Here is a 21,557-nt window from a genome sequence, read left to right on the forward strand (position 1 = left end):
AGCCATGAACTTCGGTGGACCAGACGATCTGGCCTTCTCCCAGCCTGCGCCGGTGGCGGTCCTCGGCGACAGATACGAACTGCGGCTGCTGCTCGGCTCCGGAGGCATGGCCGAGGTGCATCTCGCGCACGATCTCCGGCTCGACCGCAGCGTCGCGGTGAAGACTCCGCGCACCGACCTCGCCCACGATCCGGCCCTCCAGGAGCGGTTCCGGCGGGAGGCCCAGTCCACCGCCTCGCTCAACCACCCGGCCATCGCCGCCGTCTACGACACGGGCGAACACTTCTCGTACGGGGCGCAGTTGCCGTACCTCGTGATGGAGTACGTCGACGGCATGACCCTGCGCGAGTCCCTGTACTCCGGACCGCCGCTGACGGTCGAACGCGCCTTGGAGGTGACGGCGGGCATCCTGGAGGCGCTCGCACATTCCCATCAGCACGGCATCGTGCACCGGGACATCAAGCCGGCCAACGTCATGGTGACCTGGTCCGGTCAGGTCAAGGTCATGGACTTCGGCGTCGCCCGTGACGCACGGGACGTCGGCATGACCCAGACCTCCCTGGTGATCGGCACCGCGCAGTACCTCTCCCCGGAGCAGGCGATGGGCCACGCCGTCGACGCCCGCTCCGACCTGTACTCGGTGGGCTGCCTTCTGTACGAACTCCTCACCCTGCGCACGCCGTTCACCGGTGAATCGCCGATGGCGGTGATGTACCAGCACGTCCAGGAGGAACCGCGACCGCCGAGCCTCTACAACCCCGAGGTCGGACCGCGGGTCGACGCGATCGTCCTGCGGGCCCTCGCGAAGGATCCCGCGTACCGCTACCAGTCCGCGCAGGAGATGCTGGCCGACGTGGACGCGCGCCTCGGGGTGCAGACCGTCCTGGACCGGCCGTTCGACGGCGGTGAGGAGGAGCCCGACGATGACGTCATGGCGGAGAGCGGCCGCCACAGAGGCAGAGCCGCGCTGATCGGCGCGGGTGTCGCGGTCGCCGTCGGGGCGCTCGCGGTCGGCTGGTTCATGTTCGGGCGCGGTACGGCCGACGACGGCAGGACCGACGTACCCGATCTCGTCGGCCAGACCCTGGAGCAGGCCCGCCGCACTACGGACAACGTCGGACTCACGCTCACCGTCACCGAGAACGAACCCTGCGCGGACCAGCCCAAGGGGCACATCTGCGAGCAGACCCCGCTGGACGGCCGGCTCGACAAGGGCGACGCGGTGTCGGTCACCGTCTCCACCGGCGCACCGAAGGTCGAGGTGCCGGAGGTCACGGACAAGGACGAGGACGACGCGTCCCGCATTTTGGAGAACAAGGGGTTCAAGGTGAAGCTCCGGCACAAGGTGTCCACCGAGGACGCCGGGACCGTTCTGGAGCAGGACCCGGAAGGCGGCGAGAGCGTCGAGAAGGGCACCGAGATCACCCTCACGGTGGCCGAGGAAGCTGAGAAGGCCACGGTTCCCGACCTCACCGGCAGCACCCTGAGCCAGGCCCGCACGCTGCTCGCCGAGCACGACCTCGAACTGGGCGACACCACCGAGGTGGACAGCACCGCCGCGGCCGGGACCGTCGTCGAGCAGAGCACCGCCGCGGGAGCTGAGGTCGAGCCCGGTTCGTCGGTCGACGTCTGGATCGCCAAGTCGGTGCAGACCGTGCAGATCCCGGCGGACATCGTCGGCAAGACGCTTGCCGAGGTCCAGAACGAACTGGGTGACCTCGGCCTCCAGGTGACCGTCGCCTCCGGGTACTCCCAGGCCGCCGACGCGGTGGTCACCTCCAGCACTCCGACAGCCGGGAGCGAGGTCGAGGCGGGCAGCACGGTGGTCGTCGTCACCGAGGAGGCGCAGGCCACGCCGTCGGACGGCGGGACACCGGACGATGGCACCGCGACGCCTGGGGCGACGAACGGCGCCCAGTGAGACGCCGCTGCCACCAACGGAAAAGGGGACGGTGCCGGGTGTCCCCTCCCGGCACCGTCCCGGGGCCGTGCGCCGCTCAGGCACAGCCCGTCATGGGGGTGGAGGAGGCCGGAATCGGAGTTCCGGCCTCAGGTCGTACGGGACTCAGGCGTTCACGGTCTCGACCTGCTCCTCGGCCGTCTGCTCCACTTCCCTCGCACCGCGCTCGCGACCGGGCAGGACGGCAATGACGATCAGGGTTCCCGCGGCCATGATGATGCCGCCGATGAGGCTGGTGTGGGCGATGGCGTGGGCGAACGACTCGTGCACCGCACCCAGCAGGGTCTGGGCCTGCTCGGCGCCGCCCTGGGGGTTCTTGGCGACCTGTTCGGCGACCGCGATGCCACCGCCGACGGAGTCCTTGGCGGTGTCCATGGCCGCGGCCGGGAGGTGGCCTCCGACCAGGTCGGTCAGCTTGTCCTTGTAGGCGGTGGCCAGCAGCGAGCCGAGGATGGCGATGCCCAGTGAGGCACCGAGTTCCAGGGCGGTGTCGTTGGCGCCGCCGCCGACGCCCAGCTCCGACTCGGGGAAGGAGCCCATGATGGTGTCGGTGGCCGGGGACAGGCTCAGGCCGATGGCGAAGCCGAGCAGCAGCAGGGGCGCCAGGAAGTCGGTGTAGGTCGAGCCCGACTCGATTCGCGTGAGCAGGAAGACGCCCACGGTGCCGATGACCATGCCGGTTCCGACCACGAGCTTGACGCCCAGCTTGGGAGCCAGCTTGCCGGTGACGGCGGCGCCGACGAAGACCGCACCGGCCAGCGGCAGCAGGCGGATGCCGGTCTCCAGGGCGTCGTAGCCGAGGACGAACTGGAGGAACTGGGTGGAGTAGTAGATCGAGCCGAAGGTGCCGAAGAAGAAGAACAGCACCGCCATCATCGAGCCGGTGAAGGGGCGCTCGGTGAACTTGCGCACGTTCAGCATGGGGTTGGGGTGCTTCAGCTCCCAGGCCACGAAGGCCAGCAGGCCCACGCCGGCGACGACGGCCGCGGTGACGGGGCCGACGCCCCAGCCGAAGTGCGGGCCCTCGATGGTGGCGTACACCAGAGAACCGACCGACACGATCGACAGCAGGCCCCCGACGTAGTCGATGCGGCCCATGCCCTCCGCCTTCGACGGCGGCACCAGCAGCAGCGCGCCGACGACACCGAGGACGGCGACCGGGACGTTCATCAGGAACGTCGAGCCCCAGGCGTGGTTCTCCAGCAGCCAGCCGGCGGCCAGCGGGCCGGCGGCGATGGCGAGGCCGGAGGTCGCGGACCAGGCGGTGATGGCCTTGGCGCGCTCGGCGCGCGGGAAGATCGCGACCAGCAGCGAGAGGGTGGCCGGCATGACGACGGCGGCGCCGACGCCCATGATCGCGCGGGCCGTGATGACGAGGTTCGTCTCGTCGACCAGGCCGCCCATCACCGCGCCCCCGGCGAAGATCAACAGGCCCAGGACGAGAGCGCCGCGACGGCTGTACTTGTCGCCGATCGCGCCGAGCACCAACATCAGCGCGGCGTAGGGGACGGTGTAACCGTCGATCACCCACTGCAAATCGCTGCTGCTCAGGCCCAGGTCCCTGGTCATGTCGGGGGCGGCCACGATCAGAGACGTGTTCGCCATGACGACGATCAGCAGGCTCAGGCACAGAACCAGCAGGGCCCACCAGCGGCGGTGGTAGGGCTCCGTCATCTTCTCGACGGGTGTGTTCGGAAAGAGCGGCATGGTCAGGCTCCTTGGCGGGGTGAAGCGGTGGCTTCGGGGGTGCGGAATCGGTGGATCGGTGCACGCGAGGCCAAGAGGGCCCGGCACCAGGGACAGCTAATTGCCCACTGATGTGCAGACTAGTTTATTGCCCGCCGGTGTGCAACTATCGAGCCGCCCTCCCCCGTCTACTGGAGCGGTGCGCCGCACGGTCTACGGCCACTACAACGGCCGGGCCGCACTGATGGAGTGACTGGTGGAGGAGGCCACGTGAGCCTTGCGGAAGGCACCCGCCGGCCGATGCCGGACACCGTCACGGAACTGGCGCGCCTCACCCACGCCGCGTAACCCGCCACCGACCGCTACCGCATCCGGCTCCGCCTCGCCCGATGGCGACGCCGCGTAGGCGCACCCCCAAGCAGCACTCGAAGAGGAGAACCATGCATCAGCCCCACCGCGACGAGGAGTACGCCGACGAGGCCCACTACGGCGACAGCTCCACGTACGTGAGCCCCCCGACCCGGACCAGGCGACGCATGTTCATCGCCGCCGCGTCCCTGCTGGCCGTGCTGGTCGGCGGAGTCGCGGTCGACCGGATCGCCGCAGCTCGCGCCGAGAGCCGTACGGCGGAGGCGTTCCAGGACGGCATGGGGACCGCCGAGCGGCCATCGGTGCACGTCAGCGGCTTTCCTGTACTGAGCCAACTGGCTGCGGGCAGCCTGGACCATGTCGACCTGACCGCTCATGACATTCCGGCCGACGGCACGACCCGGCCGCTCCCGGTGACGAAGCTGGCGGTCGGGATGGTCGGACTGAAGACCTCGGGGAGCGCCGACGAGGCTCACGCGGACAGCGTCACCGCGACCGCGTTCCTGTCGTACGCGGACATGTCGAGCGCGCTCGGCGTGCAGGTGTCACGGGGGAACGAGCCCGGCCGGGTCGACGCGACCGCGAGTCTGCCGCTCGTGGGCGACGTGACGGTGAGCGCGGCCGTCTCGGCGGCGAGCGGAAACCGCATCGCCTTCACGGACGTACGGGCGGAGCAGGGCGAGCTGCTCCCTCCGCTGAAGTCACTGCTCGACAGAGCCCTGACCGAGCCCATTCCGCTGCGGAACGTGCCTGACGGGCTGCATCTGCGGTCGGTCACCTCCACCGAGGACGGCATCGACGCCCACTTCACAGGCCGCTCGGTCACGTTCCACCCGGACTCGTCGTCTGGGCGAGTCCAATCACAGTCCTGATGAATTCATCATTTCGCGCCGCGAACACCTTGACGACAGAACTGTCACAGTTGATGATTTCCTCATTACGGCAATGTTGCTCGGAGGGCACCATGTCTGAAATCCGCGTCAACGGGGCCGACGTCATCACGGCCCACCAGGACCTCCACAGCGAGCAGGGCGCCCTGCGGGGCGAACACACCGGCCGCTCCCGGAATCCCGTGATCAAGGTGGCCGACCTGGCCTGGCTGGAGTTCGAGAAGCCCGACCTCGACCGTGCGGAGGTCTTCGCCCGGGACTTCGGGTTCGGGGTCGCCGCCCGCACCGAGCGGGAGCTGTGGCTGCGCGGCACGTTCGCCGGCTCGCCCTGCATGGTGATCCGGCGTGGACGGACCTCGCGTTTCATCGGCCCCGCGTTCCGCGCGGCGGAGCGGGCCGACCTGGACCGGCTGGCTCGCGCGACGGGCCGGGACGTACGGGACGCCGACGTGCCCGGTGGCGGCAAGGTGGTCGACCTGCTCGACCCCTCGGGCTTCCCGGTACGGGTCGTGCACTGCGCCGAACAGCTCCGCGCCCTGCCGGAACAGCAGCCCCTGCTCCTCAACTTCGGCACGGATCACCTTCGTACGAACGCCACCCAGCGGCCGCCACGCGAGCCCTCCCGCATCCAGCGTCTTGGGCATGTGGTGCTGGAGACGCGGGTGTTCGGCCGGGCCCTGGACTGGTATCTGGACACCCTCGGGATGATCGTGTCCGACTTCCTGTTCCTGGACGGGCAGCGTGGCCGTGGTCCGACGATGGCGTTCATCCGCTGCGACCTCGGCGGCGTGCCGGCCGACCACCACACCCTCGCGATGCATCTGGGGCCGGGCACCGGTTACGTCCACTCCGCGTACCAGGTCACCGACCTGGACTCCATCGCCGCCGGTGGCGAGTACCTCAAGGAGCGCGGCTACAAGCGCAGTTGGGGCATCGGCCGGCACATCCAGGGCAGCCAGCTCTTCGACTACTGGCGCGACCCGGACCACTTCATGCTGGAGCACTTCGCCGACGGCGACCTGTTCTCCTGCGACGTCGAGCCCGGCTGGGCGCCCATGTCGACCAGCGGTCTGGCCCAGTGGGGCCCGCCGGCCACCCGCGACTTCCTCGGCGCGAGCCCCTCCCCACAACGCGTCCGCGATGTCATCGAGGCCCTGCGCGGCGACAACGAAATGGACCCGGCGCGACTGTTCGGCCTGCTCAAGGCCGCCAACTCCTGACCCCCGCACGCGAATCCCCCTCACGAAGGCACTGACATGAGCACCAATGTCCTGCGCACCGCCGACGGCTGGTGGGTCGTCCGAGGCGACCGAGCTGTCCCGGTCGACACCAAGGCCGCCACCACCGCCGAACTCCTCGCCGACCGCGACGCCGTACAAGAGGCGGCCCTCTCGGATGAGGCGGGCACACCCGTCGCCGACCTGGTAGCCCTCTCGCCGGTCACCACCCCCTGCCGGGTGGTCGCCCAGATGGTCAACTACCGCAGCCACGCCCGCGATTCGGGCTTCAAGGGCGACATCCCGCCCGCGTTCTTCCGCAAGGCGTCCGGCTCGGTCAGCGGCCCCGGCGAGGCCGTCGTCCGCCCCTCCCACGTGAAGTTCCTCGACTACGAGATCGAACTCGGCCTGGTCATGGGTGCGCCGCTGCCTGTCGGCACGGTCGTCGAGGAGCGGGACCTGCCCTCGTACGTCGCCGGACTGGTGATCACCAACGATGTCAGCGCCCGCGAGGTGCAGCTGACCAAGACGCAGTTCTACGAGAGCAAGTCGTACCCCACCTTCACGCCGACCGGTCCGTACCTGTCGCTGCTGGAGCCGGAGGACTTCGCCCATCTCCTGGACCTGCGGCTGAAGTTGAGCGTCAACGGCGAGCTGCGCCAGGACCGCACCCTGGCCGACATGATCGTCCGCCCGGCCCAGGCGCTCACTCTGCTGGCCCGCTTCCAGACCCTGGACGCCGGTGACCTGCTGCTGACCGGCACGCCTGGCGGCACGGCCCTGAAGGCCCCGCCGAAGGCCGTCGAGAAGATCGGCGCGCTGCTGCCGCCCGCCGTGAAGTGGAAGGCGTTCTTCAAGAGCCAGGCCAAGAACCCGCACTACCTGAACCCGGGCGACGTGATCACGGCGACGATCGCGACCCCCGACGGCCGCATCGACCTCGGCGAGCAGCGCACGCCCGTCGCGGACGCGAACCAGACCCCGAGGTGAGCCGCACATGACCGTCGACGAAGCCGCACGTGTGCCCGTCGTGATCGTCGGAGCGGGGCCGGTGGGCGTGACCGCCGCACTTCTCCTGGCCCGGCGCGGAGTACGCAGTGTCCTGCTCGAACGCCACAGGGACATCTACCCGCTCCCCCGGGCCGCCGCCACCGACGACGAGGTGCGCCGGATCCTCCAGGCCGCTGGCGTGGGAGAGCAGTTCGCCGCGATGGCCCGCCCTGCGAACGGGCTGCGGCTGCTGGACGCCCGGCACCGGGTGATGGCCGAATTCCGGCGCACCGAGCACGGCCTGCACGGCTACCCGCAGACCAGCATGTTCGACCAGCCCGAGCTGGAGCGCGTCCTGCGCGACGCCCTGGCCCGGCACCCCGAGTGCGAACTGCGCGGAGGCGTGGAAGTCACCGGGATCGGCCCGGACACCGAAGGCCCTGTGCGCGTGACCTTCCGCGACCACACCGGCGAGCATGAGCTGTGGGCCGAGGCCGTCCTCGGCTGCGACGGTGCGAACAGCCTCACCCGCGAGGCGATCGGCGCCGTGTGGGAGGACCTGCGTTTCGAGGAACGCTGGAGCGTCATCGACGTCCGCACGACGGCCGACGTGCGCTCCTGGGAGGGGGTCGACCAGGTCTGTGACCCGGACCGGCCGGCGACCTTCACGCGCATCGGCGAGGACCGCTACCGCTGGGAGTTCCGGATGCGCGAGGGGGCGGAGCAGCCGGTCCGCGACTTGGTCGCTCCGTGGCTGCCGCCCTCGTACGAGGGGGACTTCGAGGTCATCCGCGAAGCTCAGTACACCTTCCGGGCCCGCCTCGCCGACCGCTGGCGCAGCGGACGGGTCTTCCTGCTCGGCGATGCCGCCCACCTCACCCCGCCGTTCATCGGACAGGGACTGTGCGCGGGCTTGCGGGACGCATACAACCTCACCTGGAAGCTCGCCCGCGTCCTCCAACAGGGGGCCGATCAACGGCTTCTGGACACTTATGAGAGCGAACGGAGGCCGCACGCACGGCATGTCATCCGGCTCGCGGTCGTCATGGGCTGGGCCATGACCGGCGGCCAGGACGGCGCCGCCGCCCTTCGCCGCAGGGTGCTGTCCGCGGCCTGCCGCATACCCGGCCTGACCGAGCTGGCCGGCCGCGACCTCAGCCCGCCCCTCACCGCCGGACCGCTGGTGCGGCGCGGGTACCGCCGAGGCCTGGCGGGCACGCACTGTCCGCAGCCGTGGGTGAGCGCCGGGGGACGGCGGGTCCGTCTCGACGACGCGCTCGGCGACTCCTTCGCCGTACTGACCGCCACCGAGCCCGGCCCTTCCCTGACCGCCCTCGCCCACAGTCTCGGCGTTCACGCCGTCACGGTGACCGACCTCGGCGACGACGGCACTCTCGCCGCCTGGCTGCGCGCCGGACACGCGGACGCGGTCCTGCTGCGGCCCGACCGCGTCGTCATGGACATCGTCCCGACAAGCGGCCGCGACTTCACGTCGACCGCCGCCTGGGCCCCTCTGCTGCACACCACACGAAGCCCAGTCCCTTCCGAACAGACGGCCTCGAAAAGCCTGTTGAGGAGTACGACGTGATGAGCACGCCCTTCTTCACACCCGATCCGGAGACGGCGGCCGCCAGTCGCATCGCGGACTTCGCCCGGCGTCAGGACATCGCCCCGGACGACTACGCCGCCCTGCACCAGTGGTCGGTCACCGACCTGGAGGGCTTCTGGGGCGCGGTGTGGGAGTACTTCGACATCGACGCGGACACTTCTTACGAGCAGGTGCTGGCGGAGGAACGGATGCCGGGCGCCCGCTGGTTCCCGGGCGCGACCCTCAACTACGCCCACCATGCCCTGCGCAACCTGGCCGACGACGCCGTGGCGATCATCGCCCTCGACGAGACCGGTGCCGGATACGAGGTGACCGGCGCCCAGTTGCGCGTCCGGGTGGCGTCCGTGGCCGCCACCCTGCGCGACCTCGGCGTCGGCAAGGGCGACCGGGTCGTCGGCTATCTGCCCAACACCCCGCACGCCATCGTGGCGTTCCTCGCCGCCGCGAGCCTGGGGGCGGTGTGGTCGGTGTGCGGGCAGGACTACGCCCCGAAGGCCGCCGCCGACCGCTTCGCCCAGCTCGAACCCACCGTGTTGATCGCCGCCGACGGCTACCTCTTCAACGGCACGACCCACGACCGGCGCGACGCCACCCTCGAACTCGCCCATGCGCTGCCCACGTTGAAGGCGACCTTGCTGGTGGACCATGTCGGCCTGCCGTGGCCTTCCCAGGCGTACCCGTCCCTGGTGGTCCCCTGGGAGGACGCCTCCACCCGTACCGAGGAACTCGCCTGCGCACCGGTCCCGTTCGACCATCCGCTGTGGGTCGTGTTCTCCTCCGGCACCACCGGCCTGCCCAAGGGCATCGTCCACGGCCACGGCGGTGTCCTGGTGGAGCACCTCAAAACCCTGGGCCTGCACTCGGACTTGGGGCCCGGCGACCGCCTCCTCTGGTACACCACCACCCACTGGATGATGTGGAACCTGATCGCCTCCACACTCCTGACCGGCGCCACGACCTGCACGTACGACGGCAGCCCGGCCCCCTTCGCCCAGCTCGACCGCCTCTGGGAACTGGCCGCCCGCCACCGGGTGACCGTCTTCGGCACAAGCCCCCAGTACCTGCTGGGCATGGCCAAGTTCGGCATCGACCCGTCGGCGCACGACCTGTCGTCGATCCGCGTGGTCGGCTGCACGGGCTCGGCCCTGCCTGCCTCCGCCTACCCGTGGGTCCGCGAGCACGTCGGCGAGCATGTGCTGCTGGCGTCCATCAGCGGCGGCACCGACATCGTCTCCGGGTTCGCGGGCAGCGCCCCCAACACACCGGTGTGGGCGGGCGAGTTGTCGGCTCCCCATCTCGGCGTGGCGCTGGCCGCGTACGACGCCGAGGGCTTCCCCGTCGTCGACCAGGTCGGCGAGCTGGTCGTCACCCGCCCCATGCCGTCGATGCCGCTGTACTTCTGGAACGACCCGGAGGGCACCCGCTACCGCGACGCCTACTTCTCGGCGTACCCCGGGGTGTGGCGGCACGGCGACTGGATCACGGTCACGGGACACGGCTCGGTGATCATCCACGGTCGCTCCGACTCGACGCTCAACCGCAACGGGGTACGGCTGGGCAGCGCCGACATCCATGACGTCGTCGAACGCCTCCCGGAGATCACCGAGGCCCTGGTCATCGGCGCGGAGGAACCCGACGGCGGCTACTGGATGCCCCTGTTCGTGGTCCCGGCGGCCGGCGTCGTCCTGGACGACGCCCTGCGCGAGAACATCCGCGACGCCGTTCGTACGGGCGCATCACCCCGCCACGTCCCGGACGAAATCCTCGAAGTGCCGGGCATCCCGCACACCCGCACCGGCAAGAAGCTTGAGGTTCCGATCAAGCGTCTGCTCCAGGGCGCCGCGGTCGAGCAGGTCGTCAACCCAGCCACCGTGGACAGCCCCGAACTCATCGAGTACTACGCGCGTCTGGGCGCGGAGCGTCGCGAGAACAGGATCACCGCATGACCACCGTCCTCACCATCATTCTGGCCTTGGTCTTCCTCCCGCTGGGCCTGGCCAAGATCGCGGCTGTGCCGGTCATGCGGCAGGCCGCGGCCCATCTCGGTATGCCGATCGGCCTCTACCGCGTGGTCGGCGCGCTGGAGGTGGCCGGCGGCGCCGGTCTGCTGATGGGTCTGACCTGGACGTGGCTGGGTGTGGCGGCGGCGACAGGTCTCGCCCTGCTGATGGCCGCGGCTGCAGTGGTCCACCGGCGGCACGGCGACCCACTGCCGCGGGCGCTGCCTGCCGTCGTACTGGCCGTGGCGGCGCTGGCGTACATGGGGGCGGCGGTGGCCGCGGGCTGACACCGTCCGAAGGCTCGCCGACGACTGAGGCCCGCTGCGGCAGGGTGGCTGCGGCGTGAGGTCCCGGAGCTCTGGACCGTAGCGTCCCGACACCGCCTCGGCCGGTCGGCCGACCACACCGGTCCCCTCGTCCTCGCTGGTTCCGGTCCGTCCTCGCTGGTTCCGGTCCGTCCTCGCTGGTTCCGGTCCGTCCTCGCTGGATCCGGTTCGTCCTCGCCGATTCCGGCAATCGTCCCCGCGATCACACGGAACCCGGGGTCGTCATCCAGCGCCACTGCGTGAACTGCTCCAGGTTGGCGGTGCCGCCGATGCGAGAGCCGTTGCCCGACGCTCCCATCCCGCCGAAGGGGGCGTTCGCGGCGTCCTTGGCGGAGACGTCGTTGAGGTGCACCATGCCGGTGCGCAACTGCTCGGCGACGGCCGCGGCCCTCGGCATCGAACGGGAGTGCACGGCCGCCGTCAGTCCGTACGCGGTGTCGTTGGCGATCTCGACGGCCTCCTGGTCGCTACGGAACGCGACGAGGGGAGCGACCGGCCCGAAGATCTCTTCGGTGAAGGCGGGCATGGTCCGCTCGACGCGGTCCAGGACGGTGGGCGGGTAGAACAGTCCGTCGCGGCGGCCGCCCGCCAGTACCCGTGCGCCGGCGGCCACGCTCTCGTCCACGATGCGTTCGATCCTCGCGGCCTGGCGCTCGCTGATCACAGGGCCGAGGGCCACGCCCTCCTCACGGGGGTCGCCGACCCGCAGCGCCGCGGCCTGCCTGATCAGCGCCTCCGTGTAGGGCGCCACGACGTCGGCGTGCACCAGATGTCGTCCGGCGGCGACGCAGGCCTGCCCCTGGTAGCCGAAGGAGCTCATCGCCCCGGCTGCCGCGGCGGAGTCGATGTCCGCGTCGTCGAGCACGACGATCGAGTTCTTGCCGCCGAGCTCCAGGGCCACCCGCTTGAGCCGGTCGCCCGCTGCGCGGGCGACCGCCCGTCCCGCCTCGGTGGAGCCGGTGAAGACGACCATGGCGACGTGGGGATCGGCCACGACCGCCTCACCGGTGCCGGGGCCTCCGGGCAGGACGTGGAGCAGCCCCTGGGGCAGTCCGGCCTCCTCGAACAGCCGCGCCACGACGACGCCGCCGGACACGGGTGTGTGGGGATCGGGCTTGAGCAGAACGGCGTTGCCCAGGACGAGTGCGGGCGCCAGGGCCCGCATGGCGAACAGCAGGGGCGCGTTCCAGGGATTGACGACACCGACCACCCCCAGGGGGACCCGCCAGGCGTAACTGGTCCCGGCGGGCGCCGACGGGCTCAGGATCTCGCCGCGGGGCAGCGACGCGAGTCCGGCGGCCTGCGCAAGCTGGCTGAGTCCGGCCGCGATCTCGTAGTCGCCCTTCGCCGGGACGCCCCCGGACTCCCTGACAATCCACTCGCGCACCGCTCCGGCGTTGTCGCGCAGTGCCTGGGCGGTGCGGAGCAGGACCTGGGCGCGCTCCTGGGGCGCTGCCTCGGCCCAGTCCCGCTGGGCTCGGGCGGCCAGGGTTCCGGCGCGGGCGACGTCCGCGGGCGCTGCCACGCCCACCTCGGCCAGCCGCTCACCCGTGGCGGGTTCGAGCACCGGCTGAACACCGCCCTCGGACGGCCGCCAGCCGTCGCTGTAGATCTTCCCGGTCCACTGGGCCGCGTCCGGCCATGTCTTCTCATCGGTGACGGTCATGACACGACCCTCCAGCCCCGATGCATGGGTTCCTCTTGTGCATTTATGCCCTTATCGAGGATATATGTCTCACCGGCTCCCCTGGGTTGCCCGTGGCCGGGCCGGGACGCACGGTGGTAGGACCGAAGCGAGGGCGGATGAACGCGATGACGGGTTCTGACACCGCCGGCGACGACCGGGCGGCGTGGCAGCCGGACGACCTCATCGACGAGTCGGCCACGGCCAGAGCCGAGGTGGACCCGCACGGCATCGTCACCGGGTGGAGCGAGGGAGCACGGCGGCTGCTCGGATACCGGTCCACGGAGATCATCGGCCGCCCGGCGGCATCGTTGCTCGCAGGGGAGCCGCCCGTCGAGACGCTTCGATCCCTGAAAACCCTGCCGAGGTGGAACGGCGCGACGACTCTCCGGCACCGGGACGGCCACCACCTCACAGTGAACCTGCTGGCCCACCGCGTGGAGCCCGACGGCGAGGAGAAGGGAGGCGGCGAGTGGCTCCTGGTGTGCCCCCTGGCCCGGCCGCCGTCGTCGCCGCCGCACGACGACGCGCTGGTGATGTGGGCGTTCACCCGGTCCCCCGTCACGACGGCGCTCTACGACACCGGCCTGCGGCTGCGACGGGCGAACGCGGACATGGAGCGCGTGATCGGCCTGCCCGAAGCGGCGATGCAGGGGCTGCGCGTATCCGAGATCGTGGTCGACCCGGAGAGCGACCGGACGGAACGGATCATGCGGCGGGCGCTGGAGACGGGCGAACAGCAGCATCTCCAGCAGTCCCTGCACCTGGCGGGCCATGAGAGCCCGAGCGTCTGGACGACGTTGCTCACCCCCGTGCGGGACGCCGAGGGAACGATACGGGGAGTACTCCTTTCCGCGTACGACATGACCGAGGAGCACCTGGCCCGAGGACGCCTGGCCCTGCTCAACGAGGCCAGCATCCGCATCGGCAGCACCCTGGACCTCGCCCGGACCGCGCAGGAACTCGCCGATGTGGCCATCCCGCAACTGGCGGACTTCGTCACCGTCGACCTGCTTCCCGCCATCGAGGGCGGCGACGACCCGCGCGCAGGCTCGCCGCCCAGCCCCGTCATGCTGCGCCGTGTCGCCTACCAGTCCGTCCTGGAGGGGTGCCCCGAGGTCGTGGTGGAGCGCGGAACAGTGGCCGCGTACCCGGACGACTCCACTGCGGCCAGGTGCCTGGCCACCGGTCGGCCGCTGATCGAGAACGTGACAGCCGCCGCGATGGACCGGGTGGCGAGCCAGACCCCGGACCGGGCCGAGCGGATGCAGCGCTACGGCTTTCACTCCGTGCTGGCCGTGCCGATGCGGGCCCGCGGCATCACCCTCGGCGTGGCCACGTTCTCCCGCCACCGGAACCCGGAACCCTTCGCGCAGGACGACCTGCTCCTGGGCGAGGAGATCACCGCCAGGGCCGCCGTCTGCATCGACAACGCCCGCCGCTACGGCCGCGAGCGCCGCATCTCCCTCACTCTTCAGAGCAGTCTCCTGCCGCAGCGGTTGCCCCCGCAGGCCGCCGTCGAAGTCGCCTCCCGCTACCTGCCGGCCAGCACGCAAGCCGGCATCGGCGGCGACTGGTTCGACGTGATCCCGCTGTCCGGCGCCCGGGTCGCGCTCGTCGTCGGCGACGTCGTCGGCCACGGCATCCAGGCCTCGGCCGCCATGGGACGGCTGCGTACCGCCGTGCGCACCCTTGCCGATGTCGACCTTCCGCCCGACGAGCTGCTGACCCACCTGGACGACATGGTCGTCCGCCTGTCCGCCGAGGCCGACATCGCGGCCGGCGTGGTCGGCGAGATCGGGGCGACCTGCCTGTACGCCGTCTACGACCCGGTCTCCCGGCGCTGCGCCATGGCTCGCGCGGGCCACCCGGTACCCGCCCTGGCGACCCCGGACGGCGTTGTCGTGTTCCCCGACATCCCTGCGGGCCCGCCGCTGGGTCTTGGCGGCCTGCCCTTCGAGGTCACCGAGATCGAGCTGACCGAAGGAAGCATCCTCGCGCTGTACACCGACGGCCTCATCGAGGCCCGCGGCCGCGACATCGACGACGGCCTCGACGCACTGCGCAAGGTACTGGCCCGGCCGACTTCGTCCTTGGAGAACACCTGCGACACGGTGCTCCAGACACTCCTCCCGGACCACCCCGCGGACGACGTGGCGCTGTTGATGGCCCGCACCCGCGCCCTGGACGAGGCCCATGTCGCCACCTGGGACGTGCCGCCCGATCCCGCGGCGGTCGCCGAGACCCGAAAGAACGCCACCCGGCAGCTGTCCGCCTGGGGCCTGGACGAGGCCGCCTTCGTCACCGAACTGGTCGTCAGTGAACTCGTCACCAACGCCATCCGTTACGGTGGCGCCCCCATCCAGCTCCGTCTCATCCGCGACCGCAACCTCATCTGCGAAGTCTCCGACGCCAGCAACACCACTCCCCATCTGCGCCGCGCGCGCACCTTCGACGAAGGCGGCCGCGGCCTGCTCCTCGTCGCTCAGCTCACCCAGGCCTGGGGCACTCGCCAGACGTACACGGGTAAGACGATCTGGGCCGAACAGTCGCTCTCCCCGCATGCATCACCGTCGACGAAGACGGACTGATCGATGCCGAGGTCCTGCTGCTGCGAGTCCCTTGAGGATGGTGTCTCCACCGGCAGGCCACCGGAGACCGGGCCGCCCGGGAGGCGAAGTCGCCGGGCGGTTCTTGCCGATCAACGCTCATCCTTCGCACTTTCGCAGGTCAGGTGCGGTGATCCAGGTTGGTGCTCCTCAGCCCTTGCCAGTCTGTTCCTGTCCTTGCGGCCTCAACTCGGCCTCAATGGGCCCCGACAGGCCCGACAGGTCGATTCAGAAGGGGTAGTGCGCTTGCTGTGTCGCGATGGTCACCCAGCGGGTGTTGGAGAACGCCTCGATCCCCCACCGGCCGCCGAAGCGCCCGTACCCGGAGGCCTTCGCCCCACCGAACGGGGCTTGCGGCTCGTCGGCCACGGACTGGTCGTTGATGTGCACGATGCCCGTACGGATCCTGCGCGCCACCGTCAGTCCGTGGGTGGCGTTCTCCGTGATGATGCCGCAGGTCAGGCCGTTTTCGGTGTCGTTGGCGAGGGCCACCGCGGTGTCGTCGTCGGTGAAGGTCTCGATCACGCAGACCGGGCCGAACGCCTCCGCGTGGTACAGGTCCGCGTCCCTCGGGACATCGGTGAGGACGGTCGCCGGGTGGACCGCGCCCTCCGGTTCACCGCCGCCGACCAGGATCTTCGCGCCCTTCGCCACGGCGTCCGCGACCAGGTCGGCCACCCGCCGGGCGGCCTGTGCGCTCACCAGCGGGCCCACGACCGTGTACGGCTCCCCGGGGTCACCGGCCGGCAGCGAATCCGCCTTCGCGGTGAACTTCCGGGTGAACTCCTCCGCCAGGGACGCGTGGACGAGGATCCGGTCGCCGGACATGCAGATCTGCCCGGCGTTCATGAACACGCTGAACGTCACGGCGTCCACGGCGTAGTCCACGTCCGCGTCGTCGAGGACGAGCACAGCGTTCTTGCCGCCCAACTCCAGCACCGCAGGCTTGAGGTGACGGGCCGCCAGCTCGCCGACGATCCGCCCGACAGCGGTGGAGCCGGTGAAGTTCACTGCCCGCACCCGCTCGTCGGCGATCAGCGTCTCGGCGATCTCGGCCGCGTCCTCACGGGCGTTGGTGATGACGTTGAGCACGCCGTCCGGCAGCCCGGCTTCCCGCAGCACGTCGGCGACCAGCAGCCCACAGGCGATCGGCGCGTCCTCGCTCGCCTTGACGACCACCGTGTTGCCCGCGGCCAGCGGCGCCGCCACGGCACGCACGCCCAGGATGACCGGCGCGTTCCAGGGCGCGAACGCGGCCACCACACCCAGCGGTTCGCGCACCGCCAGGCCCAGCGCGCCCTGCTCCTGCGCGCTGAGCACCTCACCGCGCGGGGCGGTGATCGCGGCCGCCGCCTCGCGCAGGATGTTCGCCGCCAATCCCACGTTGAAGAACGCCCACGGCCGTGTGCCGCCCGCCTCCTGCGCCATGAGGTCGGCGACCTGTGCGCCGCGCCCGTCCAGCAGGTCGGCGGCCCTCAGGAAGATGGCCCGACGGGCGTAGGGCGCCAAGGCGGCCCACTCCTCGAACGCCGCGTCGGCCGCGTCCACGGCACGCACGACGTCCTCGGGACCGGCGGCGGAGACCGTGGCGTACACCTCCCCGGTGAAGGGGTTGATGTCGTCGGTGGTGCGGCCGGAGGCGGCGGGCACGTCTCTGCCGGCGATGTAGAGGGCTCGGGTGGTGGCCATGAGGTGGTTCTCCTTGCTCCGTAGCGTCGTTGATACGTCGTGATGCGTGGTGAGCGGTGTCAGGACTGCTGGGCCACGACCTGGTCGGTCAGTTCGGAGGCGCCCGCCTCGACACGGGCCGCGGCCCGGACCATGCCGGCCGCTTCCTCGTCCGGCAGGTCCCAGTCCGCGATACGGCGTACACCCTCGGGCCCGAGTTCGACGGGCACGGTGAGGCTGGTGCCGTGCACGCCGTACTCGCCGTCCAGCACGACGGAGGCGGGGACGAGGGTTCCGGAACCGGTGGCGATCGCCTCGATGAGGCGGGCGGTGCCCAGGCCGGTGGTCCACGTGGAGGTGCGGCCGGAGTCCAGGGCGACGTGCTTGGAGTACCAGGTGTCCACGTACTCCTCGGCGGCCGCGCGCTGTTCGTCGCTGAGCACGACGGGTTCCCCGCCGACCGTGACCCGGCTGTACAGCGGGACCTGGCCCTCGCCGTGTTCGCCGAGCATCCATGCGTCGACGTCCTTCGGCGGCACCCCGAGCGCGAACGCGATACCGGTGCGCAGCCGGAGGCTGTCGTTGAGGGTGTAGCCGATCAGCCGCTCGCGGGGCAGCCGGCTCTGCCGATGCACCCAGGTCAGCAGCGGGTCGACGGGGTTGGTGAGCAGGAGGACCACACCGCCGAAGTCCGCTCCGGCTTCCCGCACGGGGCGCAGGCACTCCTCCACGATCCGCGCGTTGTCGGCGAGGAAGACCGAACGGGAGGAGTTCAGCCGCAGCGGGACAGCCGCGCTCAGTACGACCACGTCCGCGTCGAGCGCGTCCTCGGGGGTGCCGCCCCGCACGGTGTCCGCGGTGCCGCCGAGGCCGAGGGCGTTCTCCAGGTCCATGGTGTGGCTGGTGATCATGTTCGGGCGGGTGTCGACGAGCACGATCTCGTACGTCCCCTGCGCGGAGAGCAGGTTGAACGCGGCGGAGGAGCCGATGCCGCCGGCGCCCCCGATGATGACGACCTTCACGGGTCTGTGCCTTCCGTTCAGCGGGTCAGGAGGAGTAGTGGGCGTCGGCCTCGACGGCGACTTCGAGCACGAGCGGCTCGCGTCGGTCCGCAAGGGAGGGCAGGACCTTGTCCAGGGCGGACAGCAACGCGGTGTGGTCCTCGACCCGTTCGGCCGGGCAGCCCAGGCCCTTGGCCAGGGTGGACACGCTCAGCTCGGTGAACGCGGGCCAGGCCGGGGCCGCGGAGCCCTCACGCTCGGAAAGGCGGTCCATGATCGCGTAGCGGCCGTTGGCGAGGACGACGAACAGGACGCCGATGCCGTAGTGGGCGGCGCTCCACAGGGCCTGGATCGAGTAGAGGGAGGAGCCGTCGCCGAGCACGGCCACGACGGGCCGGTCCGGAGCGCCGTGGCGGACCCCGATCGCGGCCGGCATGGCGAAGCCCAGTCCGCCCATGGCCGCGCTGAGGAAGCCGAGCGGCGCGCGGGCGGGCAGCAGCCGGTGCAGGTCCGGGCGGCTGGAGGGGGTCTCCTCGACCACCACGGCCTTCGGGTCGAGCCGCTCGGCGAGGGCGGCCAGTACGTGAGCGGCACGCAGAGGCTCACCGGGCGCAGGGGGCTGGGGCGTTGCAGGCCGGTTCAGTGTCGAGGAACGCGGCACGTCGGGCACCAGCGGGGCCAACCGGCGTACGGTGTCGGCCGGTTCGGCGAGCAGTACCAGCTCCGCTGGGCTGCGGTGGGCTTCCTCCGGGTCGTCCGTGATGACGGCGACCCGGGTGCCCGCCAGGGTGAAGTCGCCTGGCGCGTAGGTGTACTGGCGGAACGCGGCGGTTCCGACGGTGAGGACCGTGTCGTACGGTGCGAGCGCCTCCCGCAGTGCGGGTCGGACAGCGGGGAGGTGGCCGGCGAAGAGACGGTGGTCCTGGGGGAAGCCGGCGCGGGCACCGAACGGCTCCTGGTAGACGGGGCAGTCGAGGCGCTCGGCCAGCGTGACGAGGGCCTCCCAGCCGTCCACCGTGTCGTTGCCGGCGCCCGCCACGAGACAGGGCGAGCCGGCGGCCGTCAACAGCGCGCCGAGGTCGGCCAGTGCTTCGTCGGAGGCCGTACGACCGCCTCGTAGCGCGACCGGTCCGCGCGGCGCCGCTGGAGCGATGTCCTCGTCGGCCTCGGCGAACCAGTCGTCCATCGGGACCACGACGACCGCCGCACCACGGCCTTCCTGGGCCTCGTGCCAGGCGCGGGCCACGGCGCCGGGGACGTCCTGCGGACGGGTGGGCGTGTGCTGCCATACCGGGTACTCCCCCGCCAGGCCGTCCAACCTCCCGGCCAGGAACGGCTCGTGGGCCAGATGCCGACGGTCCTGCTGGCCCACGATCACCACCAGGGGCGCGCGGTTCGCGCGGGCGGTGGCCAGGGCGCTGACGGCGTTGCCGTATCCGGCCGTGGTGTGCAGCAGGACGAGCGCGGGGCGACCGGTGGCCAGGGCGCTGCCGGCGGCCATCCCGACGACCGAGCCCTCGTGCAGGCCGAGCACGAAGGAGATGTCGGCCGGCAGGTCGGCGAGGAAGCCGACCTCGGTGGAGCCCGGATTGCTGAAGAGGGTGGTGAGGTCGTACTCGCGCAGGACGTCGAAGGTCTGTTCCTTGACGGTCCTGGCGTGGGCGGCCGTGGTCATCTCGGGTCCCCTTTCTGACAGGACGGGACGCTAGGCCGTGCGTCCCCCGCGAACCACAGGCACGTTCGCTATGCGAAACGAGTCGTACCCGCGGCGGCGGACGGGTCACTCGACCCCGGGCAGAACCGCTCCGGTGGACAGCTCCGCACGCAGCCGGCCGGTGATGAGGCGGGCGGTGTCGAGGACGGCCTCGATCTGCGGTGGGCCGGGGTGTTCGACGGTGAAGGCGATCGACACGGCGGCGACGGCGTGGCCCGGCGCCGACACGACCGGCGCCGAGATCGTCCCGAGGCCGCGCACGACCTCGTTGCGTGTGGTGGCGTAGCCGCTGGCCCGGGCCCGGCTGATCTCCGGTCGCTCACCGAGCAGTTGAGGCTCGGCGGAGAGCATGGCGATGCCCGGGGAGCCCAGGGTCAGCGGATGCCGGTCGCCGGGGCTGTAGACGGTGCGCGAGCGGGTGCTCTCGACCTCGACGGACACCAGCGTGACCGCTTCTTCGCCGTCCCGGACGACGAAGAACGAGGTCAGGCCCACGCGTGTGGCCAGCTTGGCGATCTCCGGTTTGGCGATGCGCTGCAGCATGGGCAGGGTGCGGCGGCCCAGCGACTGGGCGCGGGTGCCGATGACGTACCCGTGGGTGGTGTGCGCGACCAGGTGGTGGTCCTGGAGGGTGCGCAGCAGCCGGTAGACGATCGAGCGGTGCAGCCCCATCTGCTGGCTCAGTTCGGCCAGTGTCAGCGGCACGTCCGACAGCGCGATCACTTCCAGCAGCCGCAGCCCCCGGTCCAGGGTCTGGACGGGGGGCCGGCCCGGCGGCGGGGGGTCTTCGGCGGGTCCGGTCATGGTTCCGGGATCTCTTCGTCCAGGGACGGAAACGCCGGGAACACGCTCTCGGCGGGGCTTCCCTCCCGGACGACGGGCCGGCGGCCTTCGCGTCGGTGAACGAGGTAGGTGGCGTCGGCGCGTGCGTAGTGGCCGGCCGGGTCGTAGGCGTTCTTCGCGAGGTCGATCTCGTCGAGGTCGATGTCGGCGTACACCAGTGCCTCCTCGCCCTCGTCGACGTCCTTGGTGAGGGTACGTCCGTCGGGGCCGAAGATCCGCGAGCACCCGCCGCCGGCTGTGAGCAGGCGGCGCTGCTCGGGGGTGGACGCGAAGACGTCGATGCCGGCCGGGGAGATGACCTGCGTGGCCATCAGGACGAACGCGCTGCCCTCGATGGCGTAGACCTGGGACGCGGCGATGTTGGCCTCGGCGCTGAGCTGGAAGGCGAGGTCGCGGTAGAGACCGAAGCACGGCCAACTGGCCACGTGCACCTGCTCGTTCTGCGCGTACAGGGCGTACTTGCTGAGCGGCTGGACGTGCTCGGCGCAGTTCAGGGCGCCGAGCCGGCCGACCGCGCTGTCGACGACCTTGAGGTCGCTGCCGTCTCCCTCGCCGAACAGGGTGCGCTCGACGTGCGTCGGCTTGAGCTTGCGGCGGTGCAGGAGCACGCTGCCGTCGGCGGCGATCACGGTCTGGGTGATGTAGAGGGTGCCGTGGTCCTTCTCGCTGTATCCGAGCGCGACGGTGATGCCGTGCCGGCGGGCCGCGCGGCGGATCGTGGTCAGTCCGTCGCTGTCGGAGGCGAGGGAGGCGGCGTGGTAGCGACCGACGAAGGGGACCTGGTCGGCGACCGCGCCCAGCCACAGGAAGTGCGGATAGCCGGGAATCCACACTTCGGGGAAGGCGATGAGCGAGGCACCGCCCCGGGCCGCTTCCGCGATCAGGTCGACGGTCTTGGCGACCCCGGCCTCCGCGTCGAGCCAGGCGGGCTCGGCCTGGACGGCCGCGGCCTTGAAGCGGCGGATGGTGTCTGTCATGTCCGATCGTCTCC

The 21,557-nt window shown here is 71.0% G+C and carries 15 protein-coding genes; 8 read left to right on the forward strand and 7 right to left on the reverse strand.

Annotated elements, in window-relative coordinates; all coding sequences use genetic code 11:
• Window positions 1-4: 4 nt before the first annotated feature.
• Window positions 5-1,921, forward strand: a complete 1,917-nt coding sequence (locus AQJ54_RS19665; protein ID WP_062239066.1) for a Stk1 family PASTA domain-containing Ser/Thr kinase — start codon at window positions 5-7, stop codon at window positions 1,919-1,921.
• Between the two features lie 144 nt (window positions 1,922-2,065).
• Here AQJ54_RS19665 and AQJ54_RS19670 read toward each other — a convergent pair whose 3' ends face one another.
• Window positions 2,066-3,667, reverse strand: a complete 1,602-nt coding sequence (locus tag AQJ54_RS19670; protein WP_062239069.1) for an MFS transporter — start codon at window positions 3,665-3,667, stop codon at window positions 2,066-2,068.
• A gap of 419 nt (window positions 3,668-4,086) precedes the next feature.
• Here AQJ54_RS19670 and AQJ54_RS19675 point away from each other — a divergent pair, with 419 nt between their 5' ends.
• From AQJ54_RS19675 to AQJ54_RS19700, 6 genes are all read left to right on the forward strand, one after another.
• The gene (locus AQJ54_RS19675) at window positions 4,087-4,887 is read left to right on the forward strand and encodes an LmeA family phospholipid-binding protein (protein ID WP_062239071.1); all 801 of its coding nucleotides are present in this window, start codon (window positions 4,087-4,089) and stop codon (window positions 4,885-4,887) included.
• 92 nt (window positions 4,888-4,979) lie between these two features.
• A complete protein-coding gene (locus tag AQJ54_RS19680) occupies window positions 4,980-6,125 on the forward strand; it encodes a VOC family protein (RefSeq protein ID WP_062239074.1) in 1,146 nt (381 codons plus the stop codon).
• Window positions 6,126-6,161: 36 nt separating this feature from the next.
• Window positions 6,162-7,112: a fumarylacetoacetate hydrolase family protein gene (locus AQJ54_RS19685; RefSeq protein WP_062239076.1), complete on the forward strand. Its 951-nt coding sequence runs from the start codon at window positions 6,162-6,164 to the stop codon at window positions 7,110-7,112.
• 7 nt (window positions 7,113-7,119) lie between these two features.
• Complete coding sequence (mhpA, locus tag AQJ54_RS19690; protein WP_062239079.1) at window positions 7,120-8,700, forward strand: bifunctional 3-(3-hydroxy-phenyl)propionate/3-hydroxycinnamic acid hydroxylase MhpA; 1,581 nt, start codon at window positions 7,120-7,122, stop codon at window positions 8,698-8,700.
• Entirely contained in the window at window positions 8,700-10,667 is a 1,968-nt protein-coding gene (locus tag AQJ54_RS19695) for an acetoacetate--CoA ligase (RefSeq protein WP_062239082.1), read from the forward strand. Before mhpA ends, AQJ54_RS19695 begins: the two co-directional genes overlap by 1 nt.
• Window positions 10,664-11,008, forward strand: a complete 345-nt coding sequence (locus AQJ54_RS19700; protein WP_062019599.1) for a DoxX family protein — start codon at window positions 10,664-10,666, stop codon at window positions 11,006-11,008. Before AQJ54_RS19695 ends, AQJ54_RS19700 begins: the two co-directional genes overlap by 4 nt.
• A gap of 241 nt (window positions 11,009-11,249) precedes the next feature.
• Here the strand turns inward: AQJ54_RS19700 and AQJ54_RS19705 are convergent, their stop codons facing one another.
• Window positions 11,250-12,713, reverse strand: a complete 1,464-nt coding sequence (locus tag AQJ54_RS19705; protein ID WP_062019601.1) for a benzaldehyde dehydrogenase — start codon at window positions 12,711-12,713, stop codon at window positions 11,250-11,252.
• 137 nt (window positions 12,714-12,850) lie between these two features.
• Here AQJ54_RS19705 and AQJ54_RS19710 point away from each other — a divergent pair, with 137 nt between their 5' ends.
• On the forward strand, window positions 12,851-15,322 hold the full coding sequence (locus tag AQJ54_RS19710) for a SpoIIE family protein phosphatase (protein ID WP_079069937.1): 2,472 nt from the start codon (window positions 12,851-12,853) through the stop codon (window positions 15,320-15,322).
• Between the two features lie 246 nt (window positions 15,323-15,568).
• Here the strand turns inward: AQJ54_RS19710 and AQJ54_RS19715 are convergent, their stop codons facing one another.
• The 5 genes from AQJ54_RS19715 to AQJ54_RS19735 all read right to left on the reverse strand — a co-directional run bounded on the left by AQJ54_RS19715 (window position 15,569) and on the right by AQJ54_RS19735 (window position 21,543).
• A complete protein-coding gene (locus AQJ54_RS19715; RefSeq protein WP_062239085.1) occupies window positions 15,569-17,029 on the reverse strand; it encodes an aldehyde dehydrogenase family protein in 1,461 nt (486 codons plus the stop codon).
• A gap of 59 nt (window positions 17,030-17,088) precedes the next feature.
• Window positions 17,089-18,030, reverse strand: a complete 942-nt coding sequence (locus AQJ54_RS19720; protein ID WP_062239088.1) for a malate dehydrogenase — start codon at window positions 18,028-18,030, stop codon at window positions 17,089-17,091.
• Window positions 18,031-18,055: 25 nt separating this feature from the next.
• Window positions 18,056-19,684, reverse strand: coding sequence for a thiamine pyrophosphate-dependent enzyme (locus tag AQJ54_RS19725; RefSeq protein WP_062239091.1), 1,629 nt, complete (start codon window positions 19,682-19,684; stop codon window positions 18,056-18,058).
• Window positions 19,685-19,789: 105 nt separating this feature from the next.
• On the reverse strand, window positions 19,790-20,527 hold the full coding sequence (locus AQJ54_RS19730) for an IclR family transcriptional regulator (RefSeq protein ID WP_062239095.1): 738 nt from the start codon (window positions 20,525-20,527) through the stop codon (window positions 19,790-19,792).
• Complete coding sequence (locus AQJ54_RS19735) at window positions 20,524-21,543, reverse strand: carbon-nitrogen hydrolase family protein (RefSeq protein WP_062239098.1); 1,020 nt, start codon at window positions 21,541-21,543, stop codon at window positions 20,524-20,526. Before AQJ54_RS19735 ends, AQJ54_RS19730 begins: the two co-directional genes overlap by 4 nt.
• Window positions 21,544-21,557 lie beyond the last annotated feature (14 nt).

The organism is Streptomyces griseorubiginosus (assembly GCF_001514195.1).
Taxonomy (GTDB): domain Bacteria; phylum Actinomycetota; class Actinomycetes; order Streptomycetales; family Streptomycetaceae; genus Streptomyces; species Streptomyces griseorubiginosus.

Bases quoted from the DNA above. Each gene is read 5' to 3' on its own strand.
- AQJ54_RS19670 (WP_062239069.1), bottom strand. From the start codon at position 3,667: ATGCCGCTCTTTCCGAACACACCCGTCGAGAAGATGACGGAGCCCTAC.
- AQJ54_RS19700 (WP_062019599.1), top strand. From the start codon at position 10,664: ATGACCACCGTCCTCACCATCATTCTGGCCTTGGTCTTCCTCCCGCTG.
- AQJ54_RS19695 (WP_062239082.1), top strand. From the start codon at position 8,700: ATGAGCACGCCCTTCTTCACACCCGATCCGGAGACGGCGGCCGCCAGT.
- AQJ54_RS19715 (WP_062239085.1), bottom strand. From the start codon at position 17,029: ATGGCCACCACCCGAGCCCTCTACATCGCCGGCAGAGACGTGCCCGCC.
- AQJ54_RS19705 (WP_062019601.1), bottom strand. From the start codon at position 12,713: ATGACCGTCACCGATGAGAAGACATGGCCGGACGCGGCCCAGTGGACC.
- AQJ54_RS19665 (WP_062239066.1), top strand. From the start codon at position 5: ATGAACTTCGGTGGACCAGACGATCTGGCCTTCTCCCAGCCTGCGCCG.
- mhpA (WP_062239079.1), top strand. From the start codon at position 7,120: ATGACCGTCGACGAAGCCGCACGTGTGCCCGTCGTGATCGTCGGAGCG.
- AQJ54_RS19685 (WP_062239076.1), top strand. From the start codon at position 6,162: ATGAGCACCAATGTCCTGCGCACCGCCGACGGCTGGTGGGTCGTCCGA.
- AQJ54_RS19710 (WP_079069937.1), top strand. From the start codon at position 12,851: ATGAACGCGATGACGGGTTCTGACACCGCCGGCGACGACCGGGCGGCG.
- AQJ54_RS19725 (WP_062239091.1), bottom strand. From the start codon at position 19,684: ATGACCACGGCCGCCCACGCCAGGACCGTCAAGGAACAGACCTTCGAC.
- AQJ54_RS19730 (WP_062239095.1), bottom strand. From the start codon at position 20,527: ATGACCGGACCCGCCGAAGACCCCCCGCCGCCGGGCCGGCCCCCCGTC.
- AQJ54_RS19680 (WP_062239074.1), top strand. From the start codon at position 4,980: ATGTCTGAAATCCGCGTCAACGGGGCCGACGTCATCACGGCCCACCAG.
- AQJ54_RS19735 (WP_062239098.1), bottom strand. From the start codon at position 21,543: ATGACAGACACCATCCGCCGCTTCAAGGCCGCGGCCGTCCAGGCCGAG.
- AQJ54_RS19675 (WP_062239071.1), top strand. From the start codon at position 4,087: ATGCATCAGCCCCACCGCGACGAGGAGTACGCCGACGAGGCCCACTAC.